The 17,585-nt window shown below is 48.1% G+C and carries 21 protein-coding genes and 1 pseudogene; 16 read left to right on the top strand and 6 right to left on the bottom strand.

The window, feature by feature from the left end:
* On the bottom strand, window positions 1–658 hold a 658-nt coding region (locus AXFE_RS17180), incomplete at its 3' end, for a winged helix-turn-helix domain-containing protein (RefSeq protein WP_152626198.1).
* 478 nt (window positions 659–1,136) lie between these two features.
* Here AXFE_RS17180 and AXFE_RS17175 point away from each other — a divergent pair.
* The gene (locus tag AXFE_RS17175; RefSeq protein WP_152626197.1) at window positions 1,137–1,694 is read left to right on the top strand and encodes a hypothetical protein; all 558 of its coding nucleotides are present in this window, start codon (window positions 1,137–1,139) and stop codon (window positions 1,692–1,694) included.
* A gap of 358 nt (window positions 1,695–2,052) precedes the next feature.
* On the opposite strand, the gene AXFE_RS20210 is transcribed toward AXFE_RS17175, so the two are convergent.
* Window positions 2,053–2,190: a hypothetical protein gene (locus AXFE_RS20210; RefSeq protein WP_160291928.1), complete on the bottom strand. Its 138-nt coding sequence runs from the start codon at window positions 2,188–2,190 to the stop codon at window positions 2,053–2,055.
* A 272-nt stretch (window positions 2,191–2,462) separates the two neighbouring features.
* Entirely contained in the window at window positions 2,463–2,585 is a 123-nt protein-coding gene (locus AXFE_RS21150; protein ID WP_268749168.1) for a hypothetical protein, read from the bottom strand.
* A gap of 178 nt (window positions 2,586–2,763) precedes the next feature.
* Here AXFE_RS21150 and AXFE_RS20205 point away from each other — a divergent pair, with 178 nt between their 5' ends.
* From AXFE_RS20205 to AXFE_RS17155, 5 genes are all read left to right on the top strand, one after another.
* Window positions 2,764–2,940 carry a hypothetical protein gene (locus AXFE_RS20205; RefSeq protein ID WP_160291927.1) on the top strand — a complete coding sequence of 59 codons (177 nt, stop codon included), beginning with the start codon at window positions 2,764–2,766 and terminating at the stop codon, window positions 2,938–2,940.
* Window positions 2,941–3,346: 406 nt separating this feature from the next.
* On the top strand, window positions 3,347–3,745 hold the full coding sequence (locus tag AXFE_RS17170; protein WP_160291926.1) for a TetR/AcrR family transcriptional regulator: 399 nt from the start codon (window positions 3,347–3,349) through the stop codon (window positions 3,743–3,745).
* Between the two features lie 9 nt (window positions 3,746–3,754).
* Window positions 3,755–4,105: a hypothetical protein gene (locus tag AXFE_RS17165; RefSeq protein WP_052607132.1), complete on the top strand. Its 351-nt coding sequence runs from the start codon at window positions 3,755–3,757 to the stop codon at window positions 4,103–4,105.
* A 1,031-nt stretch (window positions 4,106–5,136) separates the two neighbouring features.
* Window positions 5,137–5,385 (top strand): type II toxin-antitoxin system prevent-host-death family antitoxin, encoded by a 249-nt coding sequence (locus AXFE_RS17160; protein WP_052607135.1) that lies wholly within the window; start codon window positions 5,137–5,139, stop codon window positions 5,383–5,385.
* On the top strand, window positions 5,382–5,639 hold the full coding sequence (locus AXFE_RS17155) for a type II toxin-antitoxin system RelE family toxin (protein ID WP_052607131.1): 258 nt from the start codon (window positions 5,382–5,384) through the stop codon (window positions 5,637–5,639). The genes AXFE_RS17160 and AXFE_RS17155 overlap by 4 nt, the downstream gene beginning before the upstream one ends.
* 241 nt (window positions 5,640–5,880) lie before the next feature.
* Here AXFE_RS17155 and AXFE_RS21740 read toward each other — a convergent pair whose 3' ends face one another.
* Window positions 5,881–6,243: an IS30 family transposase gene (locus AXFE_RS21740; RefSeq protein ID WP_160291925.1), complete on the bottom strand. Its 363-nt coding sequence runs from the start codon at window positions 6,241–6,243 to the stop codon at window positions 5,881–5,883.
* Window positions 6,244–6,652: 409 nt separating this feature from the next.
* Complete coding sequence (locus AXFE_RS21735; RefSeq protein ID WP_407071696.1) at window positions 6,653–6,829, bottom strand: helix-turn-helix domain-containing protein; 177 nt, start codon at window positions 6,827–6,829, stop codon at window positions 6,653–6,655.
* 1,163 nt (window positions 6,830–7,992) lie between these two features.
* Here AXFE_RS21735 and AXFE_RS17145 point away from each other — a divergent pair.
* The 8 genes and pseudogenes from AXFE_RS17145 to AXFE_RS17105 all read left to right on the top strand — a co-directional run bounded on the left by AXFE_RS17145 (window position 7,993) and on the right by AXFE_RS17105 (window position 15,139).
* A complete protein-coding gene (locus AXFE_RS17145) occupies window positions 7,993–9,165 on the top strand; it encodes a sensor histidine kinase (RefSeq protein WP_052607129.1) in 1,173 nt (390 codons plus the stop codon).
* Window positions 9,162–9,806: a response regulator gene (locus AXFE_RS17140; RefSeq protein WP_052607128.1), complete on the top strand. Its 645-nt coding sequence runs from the start codon at window positions 9,162–9,164 to the stop codon at window positions 9,804–9,806. The genes AXFE_RS17145 and AXFE_RS17140 overlap by 4 nt, the downstream gene beginning before the upstream one ends.
* Before the next feature lie 58 nt (window positions 9,807–9,864).
* Window positions 9,865–10,062, top strand: a pseudogene (locus tag AXFE_RS21730) (transposase); the annotation flags it as partial.
* Window positions 10,063–11,162: 1,100 nt separating this feature from the next.
* Window positions 11,163–12,116, top strand: coding sequence for a class I SAM-dependent methyltransferase (locus AXFE_RS17130; RefSeq protein WP_052607126.1), 954 nt, complete (start codon window positions 11,163–11,165; stop codon window positions 12,114–12,116).
* A 613-nt stretch (window positions 12,117–12,729) separates the two neighbouring features.
* A complete protein-coding gene (locus AXFE_RS17125) occupies window positions 12,730–12,918 on the top strand; it encodes a hypothetical protein (protein WP_052607125.1) in 189 nt (62 codons plus the stop codon).
* Window positions 12,919–13,046: 128 nt separating this feature from the next.
* Window positions 13,047–13,421: a Druantia anti-phage system protein DruA gene (locus AXFE_RS18795; RefSeq protein WP_082058876.1), complete on the top strand. Its 375-nt coding sequence runs from the start codon at window positions 13,047–13,049 to the stop codon at window positions 13,419–13,421.
* A 594-nt stretch (window positions 13,422–14,015) separates the two neighbouring features.
* Entirely contained in the window at window positions 14,016–14,642 is a 627-nt protein-coding gene (locus tag AXFE_RS17110) for a hypothetical protein (RefSeq protein WP_160291924.1), read from the top strand.
* 5 nt (window positions 14,643–14,647) lie between these two features.
* The gene (locus tag AXFE_RS17105) at window positions 14,648–15,139 is read left to right on the top strand and encodes a hypothetical protein (RefSeq protein WP_052607121.1); all 492 of its coding nucleotides are present in this window, start codon (window positions 14,648–14,650) and stop codon (window positions 15,137–15,139) included.
* 603 nt (window positions 15,140–15,742) lie between these two features.
* Here AXFE_RS17105 and AXFE_RS17100 read toward each other — a convergent pair.
* Window positions 15,743–16,387: an IS630 family transposase gene (locus tag AXFE_RS17100; RefSeq protein WP_052607120.1), complete on the bottom strand. Its 645-nt coding sequence runs from the start codon at window positions 16,385–16,387 to the stop codon at window positions 15,743–15,745.
* Window positions 16,388–16,734: 347 nt separating this feature from the next.
* On the opposite strand from AXFE_RS17100, the gene AXFE_RS17095 reads away from it, so the two are divergent.
* Window positions 16,735–17,001 carry a TATA binding protein associated factor 10 gene (locus AXFE_RS17095; protein WP_052607119.1) on the top strand — a complete coding sequence of 89 codons (267 nt, stop codon included), beginning with the start codon at window positions 16,735–16,737 and terminating at the stop codon, window positions 16,999–17,001.
* Window positions 16,998–17,549: a hypothetical protein gene (locus AXFE_RS17090; protein ID WP_052606742.1), complete on the top strand. Its 552-nt coding sequence runs from the start codon at window positions 16,998–17,000 to the stop codon at window positions 17,547–17,549. The genes AXFE_RS17095 and AXFE_RS17090 overlap by 4 nt, the downstream gene beginning before the upstream one ends.
* The last annotated feature ends 36 nt before the right edge of the window (window positions 17,550–17,585 follow it).

Here is a 17,585-nt window from a genome sequence, read left to right as displayed (position 1 = left end):
TGAGGTTTAAAAACCCATAGATGCTCCGGTTCATTCTGGTTCCATTGGTCTCAATTACAGCTGGTGTGGTTCCTTTCGGTATCCACACTTTCTGAGTAGTTGTCGCCTGAGTGAGAACCATCTCGTCTTCACAGAGAATCACCGTATCTGGATCAGAGAATGCCTCTTTCAGACGTTCTTGCTGCTCGTCTTTCCATTCAGCTACCGCTTGTGGATCAGCCTTCTCGTACTGTTTGCCCGGCAGATGGAAGCTGAACTTACTTTCCCGAAACAGAACGTAATAGCTAGTCCTAGAGGCATAGAGAACACCGTATCTGCGCTTGAGTACTGTAGCCAGGATCCGTGTTGACCAAAACGGGGAACTGCTATAGCCGTGGTCATTGGGAGTTGTAGTCGTGAGCATGATTGCCACTTCATCTCTTTGAGACTTTGAGAGAAGTACCGGAGCGTTGTTATGGCGCTTGTCCTTGAATGCCTCAGTGCCAATGCTGCGGAATGACCGTCGAATTCGCTGTACATGCTTGACAGAGAGGCCTGTCCTGTTGAGGGGACTCCCATCTTCAAGGGTGAGAACTGCCAGCGCCCGCTTATATTCGTCGATGTTTTCAGTCTTCGCCATGAATGCTTCAATAGTGGCGAGTTCCTCGGGTGTAAGCATGTCATGAGAAGATTAACACACCTTACAAGAAATTAAAAGGGCTCATTGGAGCATTTCAGAGTGTTATGCGATTAGGTGGGTGTTTGGGTTCGCCAATGGCGAACCCAAACACCCACCTAATGACTTTTAAAGATCTCTAACTGGTTATGACTAGTCGCCCAAGGAGCCATTAGACGAATCAACCCTCATCTCTATGGACCAAAACCAGAGGATTAATCTGATTTAGAAGTTAACTTTCCACAGTTAACGCCCTAAACCCACTTTAGGGCAGTATGTCTTGAAGTACTTCCACTGATTCCAATTGGGATAAGCCACCTACAGAAAGGTCGCAATCTGTGATAAAGTGAAACCTCCTTGCTATTCTAAATGAGAAACACCGCCACGAAATACTGGAAGGCTCCCATTTAATTGATCCGCTATTAATGTGAGCTGGCATATCTGCATGAGGGATATCGAACTAAGGAGGCAAATGGAGGGTATGGACTTGGAGCGTCGAAGAGACAACCGGCGAAGGAGAATTCAATTGGCGAAGATCACAATGCTCTTTGGGCCGTTACTTCTCGCAGCTTGCAACAATTCGAAAACTACAGGAACTCCTCAATCTCCATCTCAAGGACCGCTGGCATCTCCCTCAGCGCTTTGCCAGTCTGTTGCCACCTTAGACCGACTGACTGTCCGCCGTAGCGACGCTTTTCCCCAGAATCACATGCGCTTTTCGTTTCCCACCAACGTCGCTGTATCTAATGCCATATTGGTGCGTAATGTGGCCAGAGCGCTCTGCGCGTTGCCAAAAATGCCAAGTGGCTCTATCAACTGTCCTGCTGACTTCGGTATCACCTATCGTTTAGCATTCTTTGCCGGCGACCGAGAATTCCCAAAAGTGACGATTGACTCAACAGGGTGCGCGTCGGTTAAAGGCATCGGAGCGATCCGCTGGGTTGAACAATCGCCCAATTTCTGGCATGTCCTTGGGGTGGCGATGGGACTCTCTACGCCTGGATATGCGACATTTAGAGGAAGTGGACCGAACCAATGACCCTGCCTATCTCCATAGGATCTACACAATCGTAACAGTAACGCCACATCTATCGATGAACTGGTAGTTCTTTGATGCCTTCTAGGCGACAATTACATAAGTGGATTTTTACCCGTTTTGGATTTTAAGCTCCGCACTTAAGGCCGAACAAGGCATAGTACTTGCATTCTGAGTCAAAAAATACCACCTGAAAGAGTCGAATTAGAAATTGCACAATTGCCTTCTAAGTGAAATCCGCCGCACGGTGGATTCGAAGAACATCTCAAGAATCAGAGTGGATTGAGACGAGAATCCTTTCGTCTGGATTGAGCGGTGAGTCGTCATTCCAAAAATCGCTCTGCCCAAACACTCGAAGAAACTAGACCATGGCAGCATGACCCAAACATGATGATTCATCTCCGCCAAGGTCTTCATCGTCGGTTATCCGGCGAATAATGGAACGGGTTTTGGTTATAATGTCAAAGTTAGGGGCGAGACGGCGTCCTCCGAGCTTCAATTTACCGCCTTAGATCCCCGCCCCCTGTAGCAAGAGCCCTCGTCACCGCAGGACCCCTCACGAAGATGTGTAGAACGCGCTAAGCAGTCGCTAGCGAATGGCAATAATACCGCGTATTTTCTAACTTAGATTTGACACGAGCCGCATTGGAGACTAACCGACGGCATCGCTATCCTGAGCGAGATTGTCAGGGTCCCCCATATTCGTTACCAGCAACAATATTTAGAGCGTCAAAAATTATTTACTACAGAAAAGGCGCCTTATCGAACGAATCAACCTTCGAGGTGAGCTCGAGACGCCACCATTATCGCCGGACTTGTTGTGTTACTAGCTGCTACTGGGATATTCTTCGCATTGCCGGTCGCCCCTCGGGTACCACTCCAACAATTCTGCATGCGATCCCACCTAAGAATGTCACCTTTCCTAACGTGACGTCACCACCGCAATACTGTCCAGTCGGTCAGTTATATAAACCAGCCGGACACTATGAATCGACGGTGTAACCATCAAAGCAGCACCTGCGGGCTAGCCTAATCAGAAGTTGAATGCGCGTGGTATCTACCACAGGAAGAAGTGGCCCTTGCAAGGTCCAAGCCACCAAGGAAACCCTATGTTTCACCGAATACTCCTGGGTTCCTCAAAGATGCAAATGGGTCGTATGCGGGTGTCGTAACTTTCGGACCTAAGGTCGCCAAGATCGTTCCAGTCTCCTTGCAGAATACTCCGAGTGCTTTTACCCCGCCGTTTTAGAAGGAGAATCAATGGCAAGGTTGGGTCGGAAATACTTTGATCGGCGTTACGGCAGGCAGCGATACTGCAATCGCCTTGGAGGGAGTTGACCTATGTATAAATACCGAAACCCAAGTGATTAGTCCTGCCACTAGTGTCATAGTACCTGACCTGCACAACAATACCGAGGTCCTCGTCTGACCGAAGGTCAAAGGAACACTCAAAATAATCTCCTTCACAAGGGATACTCTCACGTACAAAATAATTGGAACCACCACGGTCTACCACTCAACGCTGCGACCTACTCCTTTGTGAGCTAATGGACAAAGGGCCGAGGATGAAACCATTTCATGCTCATATTCTCGATGATTTAAAATACGATAGATAATTCTTGACTGATCGTTCAATAATGGTGTATATTAAAACTATGGCCCGTAAGCGTGAATTTGACAATGAACAAGTACTACTGGGTGCCACGCAAGTCTTTGCACAGTTTGGCTATTCTGGCACTTCAATTGACCAGCTGGTGGAAGGAACTGGTCTACTACGAGGAAGCATCTATCAAGCCTTTGCTAGCAAGGCTGGCCTGTTTCGAGCTTGTCTATCCGAGCAAGTACATTCGCTGTGTAGCGACCTACTCACAGACATATCACTACTTGAGGATCTGCTCATAGTGGCGATGTGGGAACGTGCTCGTACAGATAAGGAAGTCGCAGGTTTGATTGTCCAAGCGCTACAAGTACTGGCGAAATGCCAGCAGCAAAGCCCTGCAGAAATGCTGTTCGCGCGCTTGGTGCTTCGAGCTGATATGCCAATTAATCAATAAGGAGTTGGAATGGTCATAGTGTCAATCAAAGATGGCGATCTAATTTTGCAAGTTAAAGGAATTGGTAAAGTTCTGGCGCTGCGCAACGAGCTCGTCATTCCTCTCAATCATGTTCGTGGGGTAACCGCCGATCCCGGCGCTTTTAGCATGCCGAGAGGACTTCGGGCTCCAGGCACCTCTATTCCCGGACTTCTATATGCGGGAACTTTCTACCACAAAGGCGAAAAAGTCTTTTGGGAGGTACACAATCCTGCAAAAGCCGTTGTCATAGAGCTTGCCGAGGAAGATTTTACCAGGCTGGTAATAGAAGTTGAAAATCCCAACGATGTCGTATCATCAATCGAAGACGCTATCGCCTGAAATGGAGTTCCATTTTCTATCATTCAAGAACCGGTACCTGAAGCGGACCAGGCGCAGCGACGAACAAAGTCGGCACACGGCCCGTTTAGCCTATCTTTGCATCCACCCCCTTTTTTTTCATTTCAGCCTCGCTAAAATGCGGACTCCAATTCCCAACTCCAAAGATGAGGTGAAACGCTAACTAGCAACCATACCTCAGCGACGATTGATGCAGCGACCAAACTAGTTCCCCCAGATCACCACCTGGCGTCTCTTTGAAGAGGAGTAACGAGCAGCGCGACTCTTTGCTCTTCAGCCTCGCTCACCTCCTGCACGGCGTCACATCAGTACCGGGGAACGCTCCTCAGCAAACTTGGAATGGAGGCTCCAGGATACAAGTCCCGTGTAGAGTGAAGCCAGGACAGTCACCGTAAAAATTATGACGATAGCTTTGCCGGACAACACTATTTCAGCAATCAATGCTCTATTAACTTTCATTCTTCCCTCCCCTAAAACCAAGCTCTTCTTTGCACTCCCGTTTTAGATGAAACATCCGTCAGATCACTGGAAATACCCTTGAAACTAGGTGCAACCATTCGAACCCAACCCGACTCCGATCCTTCCTTCTATTCATTTGATATCCACTGCGGACATCTCCACTTGGTTATTTATTACCATACTGAGAACGTTCGTCAATACGGCACCTCAAACGACTTCCCTACTGCGAATAAGCCCTTGATTTAATGGTTTTACTATAAATCATCCCCATGGCCATCACATCCGGAGCGCACCTCTGTGGTTGTAAAACCCTGAAACTAACGATAACCTTGGGTTCAACTGGTAGGTGCAACGATTAGTTGACATTTCTAGTGCTAAATTAAAAGTCAAAATAAGGGATGCTAAATTAACCGACTTGATCGTAGATAACCGTCTCGATGAAATTGAAAGCTAAAAGCGACCGAGTCATAATCACCAATGCTGAATTTGCCACTCGCCCTAAGTGTCTGGATAGCCGACATCGGCCCATCATAGATAATTTGTACAATATTCTTATGGTCAAAATATCTGTAAGCAAAGCACGCGAGAGACTCTCGGAAGTGGTCGAGATTGCCCAAACTGAGCCGGTAGAACTTGAACTCTACGGACGGCGCGCGGCAGTCGTGATCAGCCCTAGTCAATACGACGAAATGCTCGAAGCGCTCGAAGAGTCTCATGATGTTACCGCGTTTGACATCGCTTTGGCTGAAGAGGAAAACAATATCCCCTGGGAGCAAGTAAAGCGAGATCTCGGCTGGTTGTGAGCAAGTATCTAATTGAATTTAGGCCTGCGGCACTTCGCGAACTTCGAAAGATTGACCACTCCTTTCAACCTAGAATTCAGGGAGTGATCGAGCTTCTCGCTCGAGATCCGCGTCCCCCTGCCTCACGGCAGCTTCGGGGTCGTGAAGGTTATCGGCTCAAAGCTGGAGACTACCGGATCCTTTATACAATCGATGACGGAGTCCTGCTAGTTGTGGTTATTATCATTGGCCACCACCGAGAGGTTTATCAGTAACCGAACCAGCTGACCCCTCGCCACAAGGATGTTCGATCTGGTGCGTATTTTCATCCTTCATGAAAATCCTCCCAATTATATTCTGGTTACGATTCTCACATGACGGATGGATCACCTAGGATTCGCTTCGGCACTGGATGCATGGGCTCTAGAAACCATTCACCGCTACTAAGCCAAGGAAATGTTTTACATGACCTTAATAGGTGTCGGCGAATTCAACTAGAGCGGGCAACGAGTTCGCTTAGCCTCTCCTCCGGCATCCATAGCCATGAGTCTTTCTAGGCCTTGCACTGAGACTTCTTTGTATCATTCTCAAGTCATCGCCTGAGTACTTTTTCAAGTCAGTTCCCTTTGGCAAGTACTGACGTAACAGTCCGTTGGTGTTCTTGATTGACCCTCTTAGCCAAGGCGAATGTGGATCAAGCAAGAATACGGGTATCCCGGTAGCTAAAGAGAAGTTTTTATGCCTGGCTAGTTCCGACCCTTGGTCCCAAGCGATGGATTTAATCAACCCAGAAGGAAGAGTTTGGATCGCCTTGGTCAGAGCTCTCTCGAGCACAACTGCACTGATGTCATTTTGAACAGGCAATAACAAGACAAGCACCTGCAGTGATCCACTAGAGTTCCAACAGCACCCTTTCCGCCCTTGCCAATGATTAGATCACCTTTCGAAGTGGCCAGGAAGAACACGATCGTCTGCTTCTGCGGGACGGCTGGAGATCATCACCATATCAGCAATCGGACCGCTCTTTTTTGGTTGTCCCCTTGTGGCACGCCCTAGTTTTTCCTGATATCTGCCACGAAGCAAGTTTATTTTCTAAGTTCACCACGACCCTGCATGTAGAGGGTCTTATAAATCGTCTCGTGGCTCACTTGCATTACCTCATTATCTACAAAGTCCACTCGAAGCCGGTTAGCGATCTCTCGCTGGGACCACAGTTCCTCAAGTCATGATGTTACCTGGAAACAATGTCACTTTAAAACCTCGGGCCTTGTAGGTGAGTTTTGACGCCTTAGACTGCTTGGTATTGCCCTATGTTTCGAAATGGGCTTTGAGATGGGGCTGGCCAGATTCGAGACGAATCACGCCCACCATTAGCCTTTATCTCTCTTGTAACAGTAGAAGGAGATCTACCTAAGGATCTGGCTATCTGACTCATTGAATCGCCGGATGAAATTCCATTTGAGATATCCTCAGCCTAATTTGCGCACAAGGCACCCTTTGTGGAATCCAAATACCTGGCTTTACATCACGAACTTGTCCGCGCAGCATAACATTGTTGCCAGCGACAGATGGATAGTATTCCATTGAACAGTACGGGGTTTCAGACAGTTTACGCCTAGGCACGTCAAGGTATGAACTAGCTCCGTGAGATAAAGCAGAGTGCGACTCAGTGAGACTGAAAGCGTGGGATTTGTTGGGTCAAATGTTAGGTATTGGATTATCTAGTATCTCGGTACCTTGAACTTCTACAATCAGCGTTTGTATGGCTTAGCCATGGGAGGAGTGGAGTCGCCAGTGTCATCGCGCAGCAATCTAGGTGAGATGGGCGGTGAACATGCGATTCTTTGTCGATCCACGCCTCCTCACCATCGACGAGGTCAGTTACCAGACGATGCAGAATGAGTTAGCGGCACTGTTTCATCACTCTTTCGGCTCATCCAGCAGCGAAACCTGAGCAGCTCAATGTTCTTGACGACGTAGCTTTACACTGTATTATGGGGGAAGACCTTCGGCGACCCAATAGTCGCCGCTGCGGCGTTGTATCGGCTGCCGTACCCCTTGCGAGGACTCTAGCAACCTGGCGGTCTAAGTCTGGCTTCTGGTTCGCTGAAGACACCCGTGCTAATATAACGACAGACTTAGACGCAGATGGTTGAGATTCTAAGTCTCCAACCAATACAAGCTGTCCAACTTTACCCGCAGGAACAGGTAAAGTACCGGCACGATATCACTTTAATGCCGTTTGAAGATGTATACCTTGGGACAGTGCCCACTCACGCAAATACATTACATATAGCTCATATCTGTGCCAACTGTTGAAACCCTTATTATCAATGCTCCGCTACGATGCATGAACTGAAGTTCCGGCCAAAGAGAGCGGGCTCAGCCATTTGACTGCGCTTGGGCTGTAGTTGAATATCTGTCATCCTCATCGTCGCCAAATCGGATCCCACTTTTCAATTAGTCAACCTTGGTAATAAGACTAAATAGTTACTATGAAGTTGATATCTGCTCAAAAGATGATTTTAAGATTCGTCGGACCTTATTATTCCTGATGAATGCTTCTCGGCAAATGAACGGGCGCCACTTCTTCTGCTTGCCAAATCATAATGAGATAAACTGAAGTTTATGGTTCCACAAATTTCTAGAGCTTTTAGAGGAATCAACCGTCTGGAGGCACTTGGAGGACTACTGCTTGTTGCCGCTGGACAACCTTGGTTTTGGTGGCAGCCACTTGACGCTCGTCTAGGTTATAAAAGCCCTGATTTGCTGAGCGCATGCCTAGTTGTGATTGCAGCTTTGGCAATCGCCCTATTCGAGATATTTCCGTTAGCATCCACGTTAACCTGTTGGATCGCCTTTCTTACTTTTAGCCGTGTTGGCAATATTCCTACTCCACTATCTCTTGCAGCACTTGCATTGTTAGCCTTATTTATCTGTAGGGCTCCCCAGAGAGTTTGGCTGCCGGTATCGTTGTTGATACTGGTTGCATCCGCACTAACTGCTTTCACTGGGCCGCAAAGAAAGGCAGCTGAAGCACTTCTCTCTTGCCTTGTGGTTGGAGCCACAATTGGGATCGGATACCTGATAAAAGTAACTTTGAGAAATAATCGACTTTCTGCTGAGATAGTTAAGGCCGAGAAGGCCGAGCGTTTGGCCACTGCCAACCTACATATAGCTGCAGAGATACATGATCTGCTTGGACACGATCTTTCCTTGCTGGCGCTGAGTATCGAAGTGGCTCGGATCACCACCGCTAAAGACCCTTCGTCGGTTGACCATGTTCTTGAGTCATTAGCACATCGAGCACGCTCAGCTATGGGATCTTTAAGTGACCTTGTCTTAGATTTATCAAAAGACCAAAGTACATCCCAACTCCAACTTATCGCGAAACCTTTCGAAGATGTTGTACCCTTGGTCAAAGAAATCGTTATTTCGGCAAATTCTGCAGGACTGGAAATCAGTTTTGCATGCCCAGACCAGACCATAATCACCGAAGATACTATCTGCAATGCAATCATACATTTAGCAAAAGAGGCAATCACTAACCTTTCAAACCATTCAGTATCAAATAAAGGGGTTTTTACTTTATCAAAAAGTTCGAAAGGGATTCATCTGGAACTTCTTGATGATGGTCCTATGGATACTCACAACCAGAGAAACCACCAAGGGGCCGGACTCGTCAATTGTCAAAAAAGAGCCCAATCTCTAGGTGGGTATGCTGGCTTCTCTTTAGTTTCAGATTCGAATAAAGGCAGCTTCACTGCCTTTATTCCTTGGATCAACTCGGTAGCTCAATGATTCGTGTCCTAATTGTTGATGACGAACGTGTGGTTATTGACTCGATTTCGATCCTCATTTCCTCACGGGATGATATGGAAGTTGTAGGTAGTGCACAAAATGGCTATGAAGCCATCTCATGCATTGAAGCCGCAACTCCTGACGTAGTCCTTATTGACATCTCAATGCCCGGACTCTCTGGAGTGGAGACGACAAAACAGATCAAGGACCGTTTTGTTGGACCTCCGGAAATTGTGATCTTGACTACATTTGCTCTCAACCAAATGGTACTTGCTGCCCTTAACGCTGGGGCCCAAGGGTTTATCCTCAAGTCGGACCCACCCCAGGATCTCTTTAACGCGATCATCACGGCGCACCGAGGAGATGCTCTTATTTCGCCTAAGATGTTGCGAAGTCTGATCACAGGGCTTGCCACAAAAGAGGCACCAAAAACGAATGCCGAGGTGCTAAGCTCCAAGTGCTCATCGAGAGAACTTGATGTATTGGCACTAATAGTCAACGGGCTGACTAACGCGGATATAGCCAGTCAGCTATATATCTCGGAAAACACTGTCCGTTCACACGTCGCCCATCTCAGAGAGAAGCTGATGGTCAAGTCAAGGGCGGCCCTAGTTGCCAAAGGCTGGGAACTGAGACAATAAACTGATACGCCCCGGAAATCTTAGAGGCTCCTAGTCTTTCAGTTAAGGAGTCATCATTATGGCAAGAGTAAAGAAGTACTCACCCGAAGTTCGTGATCGAGCAATACGAATGGTCACGGACCATCGAGGTGAGTATTCCCCACAGTGGGCAGCTATTCAATCTGTTGCTCAGAAGCTGTAAAGGACGCCCGAGACGCTACGTACTTGGGTACGTCAGGCTTCGATAGATGTCGGTGAGACTAAAGGAACAACTACTCAATGAGAGAGAGCGCACCCGTATTGGAACGGGTGGTCCTTGTCCTCATTGTGACGAACCAGTCGCCCACGTCGATCTCGATAACTAACCTTCCATCGTTAAATCCAGAGCTCCATCAAAGTTCCCGTAGGTATTTTGATGTACCCAGCATTTTAAGTCAACAATCACCACAAATGCTTCTGTTGTGATTGTGGATTTGTTTGTTACAAAGTTGGTGGTAGCGAGAGATGTCCTAAATAGTAAAGAACCAGCCATATTTTAAAGATTTAATCTAAACAACCAGTTCGCCAGACAGCTCAAATTCCATCAAATATCGTGCTTTTAGGGGTATTGACATCCGTCTCTGCTACGCTAATGCGTACCCAAGAGAACCGATTGGTTCTGCGATAATGGAGTCTCCATTAAACCCGGGGCGTATCAATTTTTGAGCGCTCTTTGTTTTACGGACGCCAAGTGGGGTTGGTCCGCCAAACCATTTTTCATCGGAGATGTCTTTGTTTGTGAACCAAACACACTTGCGAGAAGGATTGCCGAAGGTGAAATCCTTTCTGGCGAGGAGATTCAAGAGATTGCACTTCGGCTCTCACGACGCCTTCCTCCTAAACCCGGCTGGACAGAAAATTCAGGCGATCGAGCGTGACTTGCCAATAAAAAGTGTCCGCAAACGACCAGGAGAGTTTCGAGGGTGCTGCTATCCCCCATTTGACGAAAATCTTTTTGAAACAAGCACCCGGTTCTACTTTGGAGCGACTGCGAATTGCTTTCCAGGATTCAAAGGCATCTTCTAACGGGTGGATCAATGCCTCCTTCAAGACTAATCAAGACTAATAGAGAAGCTGGGTAGGAAGTTATAATCAAAAATCGATTTACCCATATTCCTCGATCACGACAAAGAAGACCTCGGAAAAAAAACCGCCTGGAAGCACTTTTAGAACAAGATCGTCCATAACTCCAAAAGATTCCGGCGAGCTTCCGACCGATCAAGGCATGGAGACTAACTCTAAAGCGGACTTAAACATCCTTGCTTCTCATTGTCTAAAGTTGATCCAGCCACTGTAGTTTTGTGGCTGGCCATTTCTTGACTCTGCTAGGATTGGGGAATGCATTTGACCAGCTCACTTCGTCGATTACGCTCCGTCTACGAGAAAGGTCTGCTTTTTCTTCCAGACGAACTCTATGACCGCCTTACACCTAAGCGCGAGTTGACTACTATAAACTCTGTTGCGGACCTCGACTGGGTCTTCGACCGTGCAGCCACTCTCTTCGAGCGCTCCGAAGACGAGGCTAGGCTTTTTCTTGACGGAATCCAACTTGCTGCGCCGCCAATGCCAGATGATCCATTCTCCAATGCCTACAAAAATGCTCAGTGGAAGCTTTACGAACAGGTATCTGGTAAGGAGAGATACGGTGTCGAAAATGAACATTCGGACTTTGATCTAGGTATTGCGCTCAGGCGCCCCTTCCCCTACTCAACAGGGTCATCAGGATTGATAGGAGATCAACTAATTGCCTATGGCTTCATAATCAAGACACTCGGAATAAAGCCTGGTGACCGCGTAGTGGAATTCGGTGCAGGCTGGGGGAACCTTTCGCAACAGCTCGCTCTGCTCGGTTGCGACGTGACCGTAGTTGAGATAGACCCGTCCTTTGTCAAGTTGATAGAAGCTTCCTGTCGCGCTGGGTCACCAATTCGAGTTCTTCAAGGAGATATGCTGACGTGCGATCCCGGAAATGACTATGATATCGCTATCTTCTTTGAGTCCTTTCATCACTGTTCGGACCATCTGGATATGCTGCGTCGTTTGCACAATGTCATTCGCCCGGGAGGCCGCGTCGCTTTCGCCAGTGAGCCGATAGGTGCTCTATCGTATCCTTGGGGTCTTCGTCTTGATGGTCTATCGCTTTGGAGTACTCGAAAATACGGATGGCTCGAGCTTGGCTTCACCAGAGATTATTTCTTCGAAGCACTCCGAAAAACGGGGTGGACACCACAAAGAGCAAGAAGTAGAACTATATCGCCAATGGCGGACATCATTATTGCAACCCAGGGCTGAGCCAAGTTAAATCAATTTAATGTGGTTTTGATGAACTTTCCTAGCCAACAGATTCGGGCGACTAGGGGAGTGGTCTGTCGTAACGTCTCGAATTTCAGAGCTTTTGCTGATCGCTCCGCTCCAGTGCAATCCAGTTCGAGACAGTCGATTTTGATAAACCGCCTTAGACCATCTCCTATAGCTCGGATGTGATAAACAATCACAGCGAGCTTTCAGGTAGCAAATAACTGATCCACTAAATCGTCAATTGAATCGATACGGAGTCTGTGGAGGATTTTCTAGACGGAGGATATGAAACAGCTCAAGTGAAAAGGATGCCAAATATTGGACCTGCAACGGCACCTTCGCTGACCTGACACGAACCAAGAAAATCTTTGAATTGCCGGAGGCCCTTATTGGCGACCTCGAGCAACGTTGTGTCGATGAGCGCCGAGAAAAGCGGAGATGCGTCACACAAACCGAGATTGTGGAGAAGGCCATCTCAAATTATCTGTATGAAAACCAATATCTCGATATTACAAGCTGTTTAGATGTAAACGTTCGGTGAACCCGTACCACCCCTGACGAAAACAGGGACTGAACACGAAGCGCTAGATAGTGTTAACTGGTAGTCATGGACAGTTTGCATACAACCGAGTCAGCGTACTGGAAGGCGGAGGCAGAACGCCTCGCTGGCGATAATGCTCGTCTTCAGGCGGAGAACGCCGAGCTTCGAGCACGGGTTAGTGAACTCGAAGGCCAGATTGGCGCGCTCACCGAGAAGGTGACGACTCTCGCAAAGCTCGTCTTTGGCACCTCGTAGGAGAAGAGTAAGCCAGTCGAGCCTAGAAGAGGCAAAGACGATATCACAGGTGAGAAACGCCCCCGTGGCAACAACCAGAGAGTCCAGGGCATGGCCGACGGGACTACTCGGCCCTTGAAACCGTCGAAGTGATCCACGACGTACCAGACAACGAGCGAATCTGTTCGGGTTGCGGGGCACCTTATGCCGCCTTCGGCGAAGAGACCTCCGACCAGATCGACTGGCAAGTGTTGCCCGCCTCATACATCCTCTCCCGTGTCGCTCGCCGCCTCCCTGGCGACTGGCAACTCGCCTACGGGTACCAACCTGTACTCTTGGAGACCTTCGTGGAGTCTGCCCGGTTCACCGGAGCGAGCTACCGGGCGGCGAACTGGATCCGGGTCGGGCAAACCAAAGGTCGGGGCAAACTTGATCGCTACAACCAATACGCTCTCTCTGTCACGGACGTCTATCTCTACCCGCTGCACCGTAACTATCGGAGCATCCTTGCTTCGCCCGACTGAAAGCGCAACAGAATATCAGATTGGCCCGGGAGGTCACTCTCTAACGGGTTGGCCGAATGTTTACGATTAGATGGCCGCTTTTGTATGGTCTACTGTAAGCGCATGCTTTCTATAGAGAAAGCGATTTACAGGAAGATAGACCGCTAGACATCCAATCAGTTTATGTATGTGAATCAACTAAGTGATGTTTGACGTGAATCGGATTTGATCTGTTGCCGGGTCGCACTGTCGGATCCTACGGGTTTACCTTCGAATGGAAACCTGAGATAGCTGCTCTAGGGGCTTTTAGATCCGCCAACCCTAGAATATGTCAGTTTGTTTCAACTTGCTTTGCAAGCCAGAAAAACCACGGCCTAGGTATCTTTTGAGGGTAATCCGCCAGGAATTTAAACCCGAAAAACCCAAAATCATCTTTTAAGCAGATGCCGAGCGCAAAATAAATAGTTAGCGTTACTACCAGTGTTCTATGACTACGGATGTTGGCTTCGAATGTGGTGATGGCCATGGAATTATTTATAGCAGAACCAATAAATCAAGGCCTTATCCACGATAGGCGAACTCGTTTAACGCACCGTATCGACGAACGCTATCAGCGTGATAGCTAATAAGCAAGAGGGGATGTTCACGGTGGATATTAGAAGAATAACAGGAAGGATCGCAGTTGGATTGGGGGCATTGGCTGTTAGCGCAGCAGCCGTTGGCGCTAGTGCAACCGCTGCGTCTGCGCAAAGCGCGAATATCTCGACAGTCTCTGGGAAGAGTGTGATTTCCAAAAAACCCATACCTATGAATGAGAATTATTATTACCAATATCGAAGTATTGAAAATGTTTACCAGGGAATGCACGCTGGCGACTGGGGGACCTGTAATTACGTCCAACCTGAACCGTTCCCAGCTAGTTATGGATGTAATAAAAATATTACGACTAGCGCGAGCATTGGCGGAGGCATAGGCAATATCCCCGTCGGGGAGATCTCGGCGTTAATTGGGTTTAACATCAATTGGTCATATACGGAGGGGCTTGGAAGCGGCTTCAGTCTCACGCTACCGGCAGGCGGCTACGGACCTATCTTGGCGGGGTCAGAGTACTGGCAATATTACGTAGTCAGCCAATTCCGTTTGTGCACTGCACAGGGAAATTGCAACGCATGGGGCGGCAACCAAGCAAATAACGTACAACGTTACGATTCGCCCACCTATAAATTTGCAGGAGCCTACTGAGTCTGATGGGAGCTAATAATTTGCAGCTTTTGTTTAAGCATCATCTTTCGAAAAAATTAACGAATCTTGCGATTTGTGTTATGGCAGCTGGCTTGCTGGCGAGCTGTGGAAATACATCGGACGTGTCAAGCGTAAAATTGATCCCTGCTGTTGCTGACAAGGTGGTGTTTTATATTGGAACTGGTACCGGACCAAAGATAATCAACCTTAATCAGGTTTACCTTGGCCCTAAGAATCCTAAGAATCTCCCTGGCGGTCTACTTGCTATTGTTGCGAACTGCAAGGGGAAGGGGTCCCTGCTCGTTAGAGTGCTACCTGGCGGAGAAGCTGATGATCCAACGTGTAATTGGCCCAATGGAGGTGGAGGGTGGATGGCAACCCTTCCCGCAAAACAGCCATGGCCAACCAAGATTGTGATCAAGGCAGCCAAGGGGACACACTGGAGCATAGCCGTAGTGGACCCACAGGGCTCAACCGGCGTGGCAGAACCTGGATGACTTGGATCTAGTTTCGACTAAAGACATTGGGGCGTCAGTCGCTTCAGTTTTTAACTCATCAGAGGACACATGTTAGTTCGCCGGCTTATGATCTCACAACTTGTGCAGCGATGGGTGCTGGCGTCCTTCTGATAGCTTGGGGTCGAAGTCCAGGGCAAAGAACACTTGTGGGGGCACCCCTCCGCCACTGTCGTGGCGCAAGCGTCCCACAAGTGTTCACGCGATCCGGATAAAGGAGCCACCTGTTCAAACGCCCGTTGTCTTGGTTGATGGCCTTGGTGTCGCCCCCGAACTCTCCAAGGAGTGGTAATCCACATTTTCACGCTCGATCCAAAGACACTGTCCAGCCAACTAGAACCTTATCAAGAGTCTTGTATCCGTCGCAATTAGCGGCCGCGCAATACCGGTATCGGTCCGTACTTCTGTGAAGTCTAGTGAAGGTGAGCTACCATAGCATGAAACACAATCTACTGCGCGCATTCCCAGTGATCCTTATTGGAGCACTGGGTGCGGTCGACTTATATTTGAATAGGGATCAATTGGGATTCGGAGCTTCAGGTTCCACTTCTCTCCTAGTATCCCCTCTCATAAGTTCCCTGAGTTCTAGTTCCCCAGATACTTTGCCATCGATGCGAATATCTCGTCAGCTGTCTTTACCCACCTAAATGGTGTTGGGTCTTGGTTCCAGCGCTCTGCCCAGGTGTTGATCGAAGCAACGAGTTGCTTTTGTGACTTATGGGTGGATGTGTGGAGCATTTTGGTAGTCAGTTCCGAGAACCATCTCTCAACCAGGTTCATCCACGAGGAGTAGGTGGGTGTAAAATGGAAGTGGAATCTCGGGTTTTTTATGAGCCAGGCCCGTACAGCATCGGTTTTATGCGTTGCATAATTGTCCAGGATGATATGGACTTCGAGTTCTTTTGGAACTTCTTTTTTCACCTGATCCAAAAAGGCTATGAACTCGATCGCCCGATGAGCCTTTGTGGTGTTGGTGATCACCTTGCCAGAGGCAACATCAAGTGCTGCAAAGAGATTTGTTGTGCCGTTGCGTTTGTAGTCATGTGTTTGCCGCTCTGGAACAAAAGGTCTCATGGGAAGCAGTGGCTGGGTTCTATCCAACGCCTGGATCTGTGTCTTTTCGTCAATACATAGTACCAGTGCAGCATCAGGGGGATTGAGATAGATCCCAGTTATGTCGCGGACCTTTTCGGTAAAGGCCGGATCGGTACTGATGTTGAAGTATCCCAAGACATCTTTCGCAGATTTCCCGAAAAATCGCCCTAATTGGCCCCTTTTGAGGGGATTTTGGGCGATTTTCGACTTGGGCGATTTATAGATGCCCTGGTAGATGGGTATTAGGTCTTTTTGAGTCGCGAATGTAGTGTCCTAATTTTTGAGTAGTTTTGATTATGACTTGCATTAGCTCTGACATGGTGCTATTGTGTTGTTGTGTTTATCCGTGAAACTCCAACAGTTAATAAAAAGACCGGCGTTAGCTACAGTAAGTACCAACTCGTTGAGTCCTAGCGCTGTGAAAAAGGTCCCCGTCAACGTATAGTAATGACCTTGACCGAACTGGACCTGGATAAGTCATTGTGGCCAGCTCTGGCCAATGCTATTACCTAAGACTCTCTGGAGTAACCTCACTCTTTGAATCAGATCCTATTATTGCCAGATACGCAGATCTGGCAATCACTAAGTATGCAATTCGTTCCGAAGTTGCAACCGCTAAAGAAACAAGAACTACTGAGGCTGACCTTGAGATGGTGGATCTCTCTAGTGCCCTAGGTGTCAAGGGAGTTGGCATCTATTCGAATAGAATACCAACCATGCAGGGCGAGAACTTTGATCGAACACGATGAAGCCTTATCCCAAGGATCAAAAAGAAGCTGTTGTCAAGAGGCTGAGGGAGCTGTTGTCAGATCCCAATGCACCCAGAGGTGCAATCGCCGATTTGGCTAAACAAGTCCAGATACCAAAGACAACTATCTACATCTGGAATCGTGAATTAAAGGACCAGATAGATCGCCAAGATCCAACTAAGCGAACTCCAGCCAGTTTATGGAGTTCAGAGGCTAAGTTCCAAGCCGTGCTCGCAACTGCAACAATGTCTGAGTTGCAACTTGGAGAATACCTTCGCACAAAGGGAATCTTAAAAGAAGAGCTAAATGACTGGCGTATTACCTGTTCAAAGGCGAATGACAAGACTGGTGAAGCGGTATCCAAATACAGATCTGCACTAGCAAGTGAGAAGGTCAGATCAAAGAAGTTCGAGTCAGAGCTAAATAGAAAAGAAAAGGCACTCGCAGAAACTTACACATTGCTGGAGTTGCTAAGGAAAAGCCCAGGCGACCTGTCGGGGACAAAGAGGTCGAATGACCTCCCCTTCAGATCGCCTACTTGTAAGTAGAACTTATTGAGGAAGCTCATAACGGCGGAGCTAGGC

Source organism: Acidithrix ferrooxidans (genome assembly GCF_000949295.1).
GTDB classification, from domain to species: domain Bacteria; phylum Actinomycetota; class Acidimicrobiia; order Acidimicrobiales; family Acidimicrobiaceae; genus Acidithrix; species Acidithrix ferrooxidans.
The sequence above is the reverse complement of the archived record's forward strand: the minus strand, read 5'-3'. Positions and strand labels throughout refer to the sequence as shown.

Coding starts and splice junctions, on each gene's coding strand:
- AXFE_RS17090 (WP_052606742.1), top strand. CDS start 16,998: ATGAAGCCTTATCCCAAGGATCAAAAAGAAGCTGTTGTCAAGAGGCTG.
- AXFE_RS17105 (WP_052607121.1), top strand. CDS start 14,648: ATGGGAGCTAATAATTTGCAGCTTTTGTTTAAGCATCATCTTTCGAAA.
- AXFE_RS17170 (WP_160291926.1), top strand. CDS start 3,347: ATGGCCCGTAAGCGTGAATTTGACAATGAACAAGTACTACTGGGTGCC.
- AXFE_RS21150 (WP_268749168.1), bottom strand. CDS start 2,585: ATGCAGAATTGTTGGAGTGGTACCCGAGGGGCGACCGGCAATGCGAAG.
- AXFE_RS17125 (WP_052607125.1), top strand. CDS start 12,730: ATGGACAGTTTGCATACAACCGAGTCAGCGTACTGGAAGGCGGAGGCA.
- AXFE_RS17165 (WP_052607132.1), top strand. CDS start 3,755: ATGGTCATAGTGTCAATCAAAGATGGCGATCTAATTTTGCAAGTTAAA.
- AXFE_RS17175 (WP_152626197.1), top strand. CDS start 1,137: ATGGACTTGGAGCGTCGAAGAGACAACCGGCGAAGGAGAATTCAATTG.
- AXFE_RS17130 (WP_052607126.1), top strand. CDS start 11,163: ATGCATTTGACCAGCTCACTTCGTCGATTACGCTCCGTCTACGAGAAA.
- AXFE_RS17140 (WP_052607128.1), top strand. CDS start 9,162: ATGATTCGTGTCCTAATTGTTGATGACGAACGTGTGGTTATTGACTCG.
- AXFE_RS17160 (WP_052607135.1), top strand. CDS start 5,137: ATGGTCAAAATATCTGTAAGCAAAGCACGCGAGAGACTCTCGGAAGTG.
- AXFE_RS17145 (WP_052607129.1), top strand. CDS start 7,993: ATGGTTCCACAAATTTCTAGAGCTTTTAGAGGAATCAACCGTCTGGAG.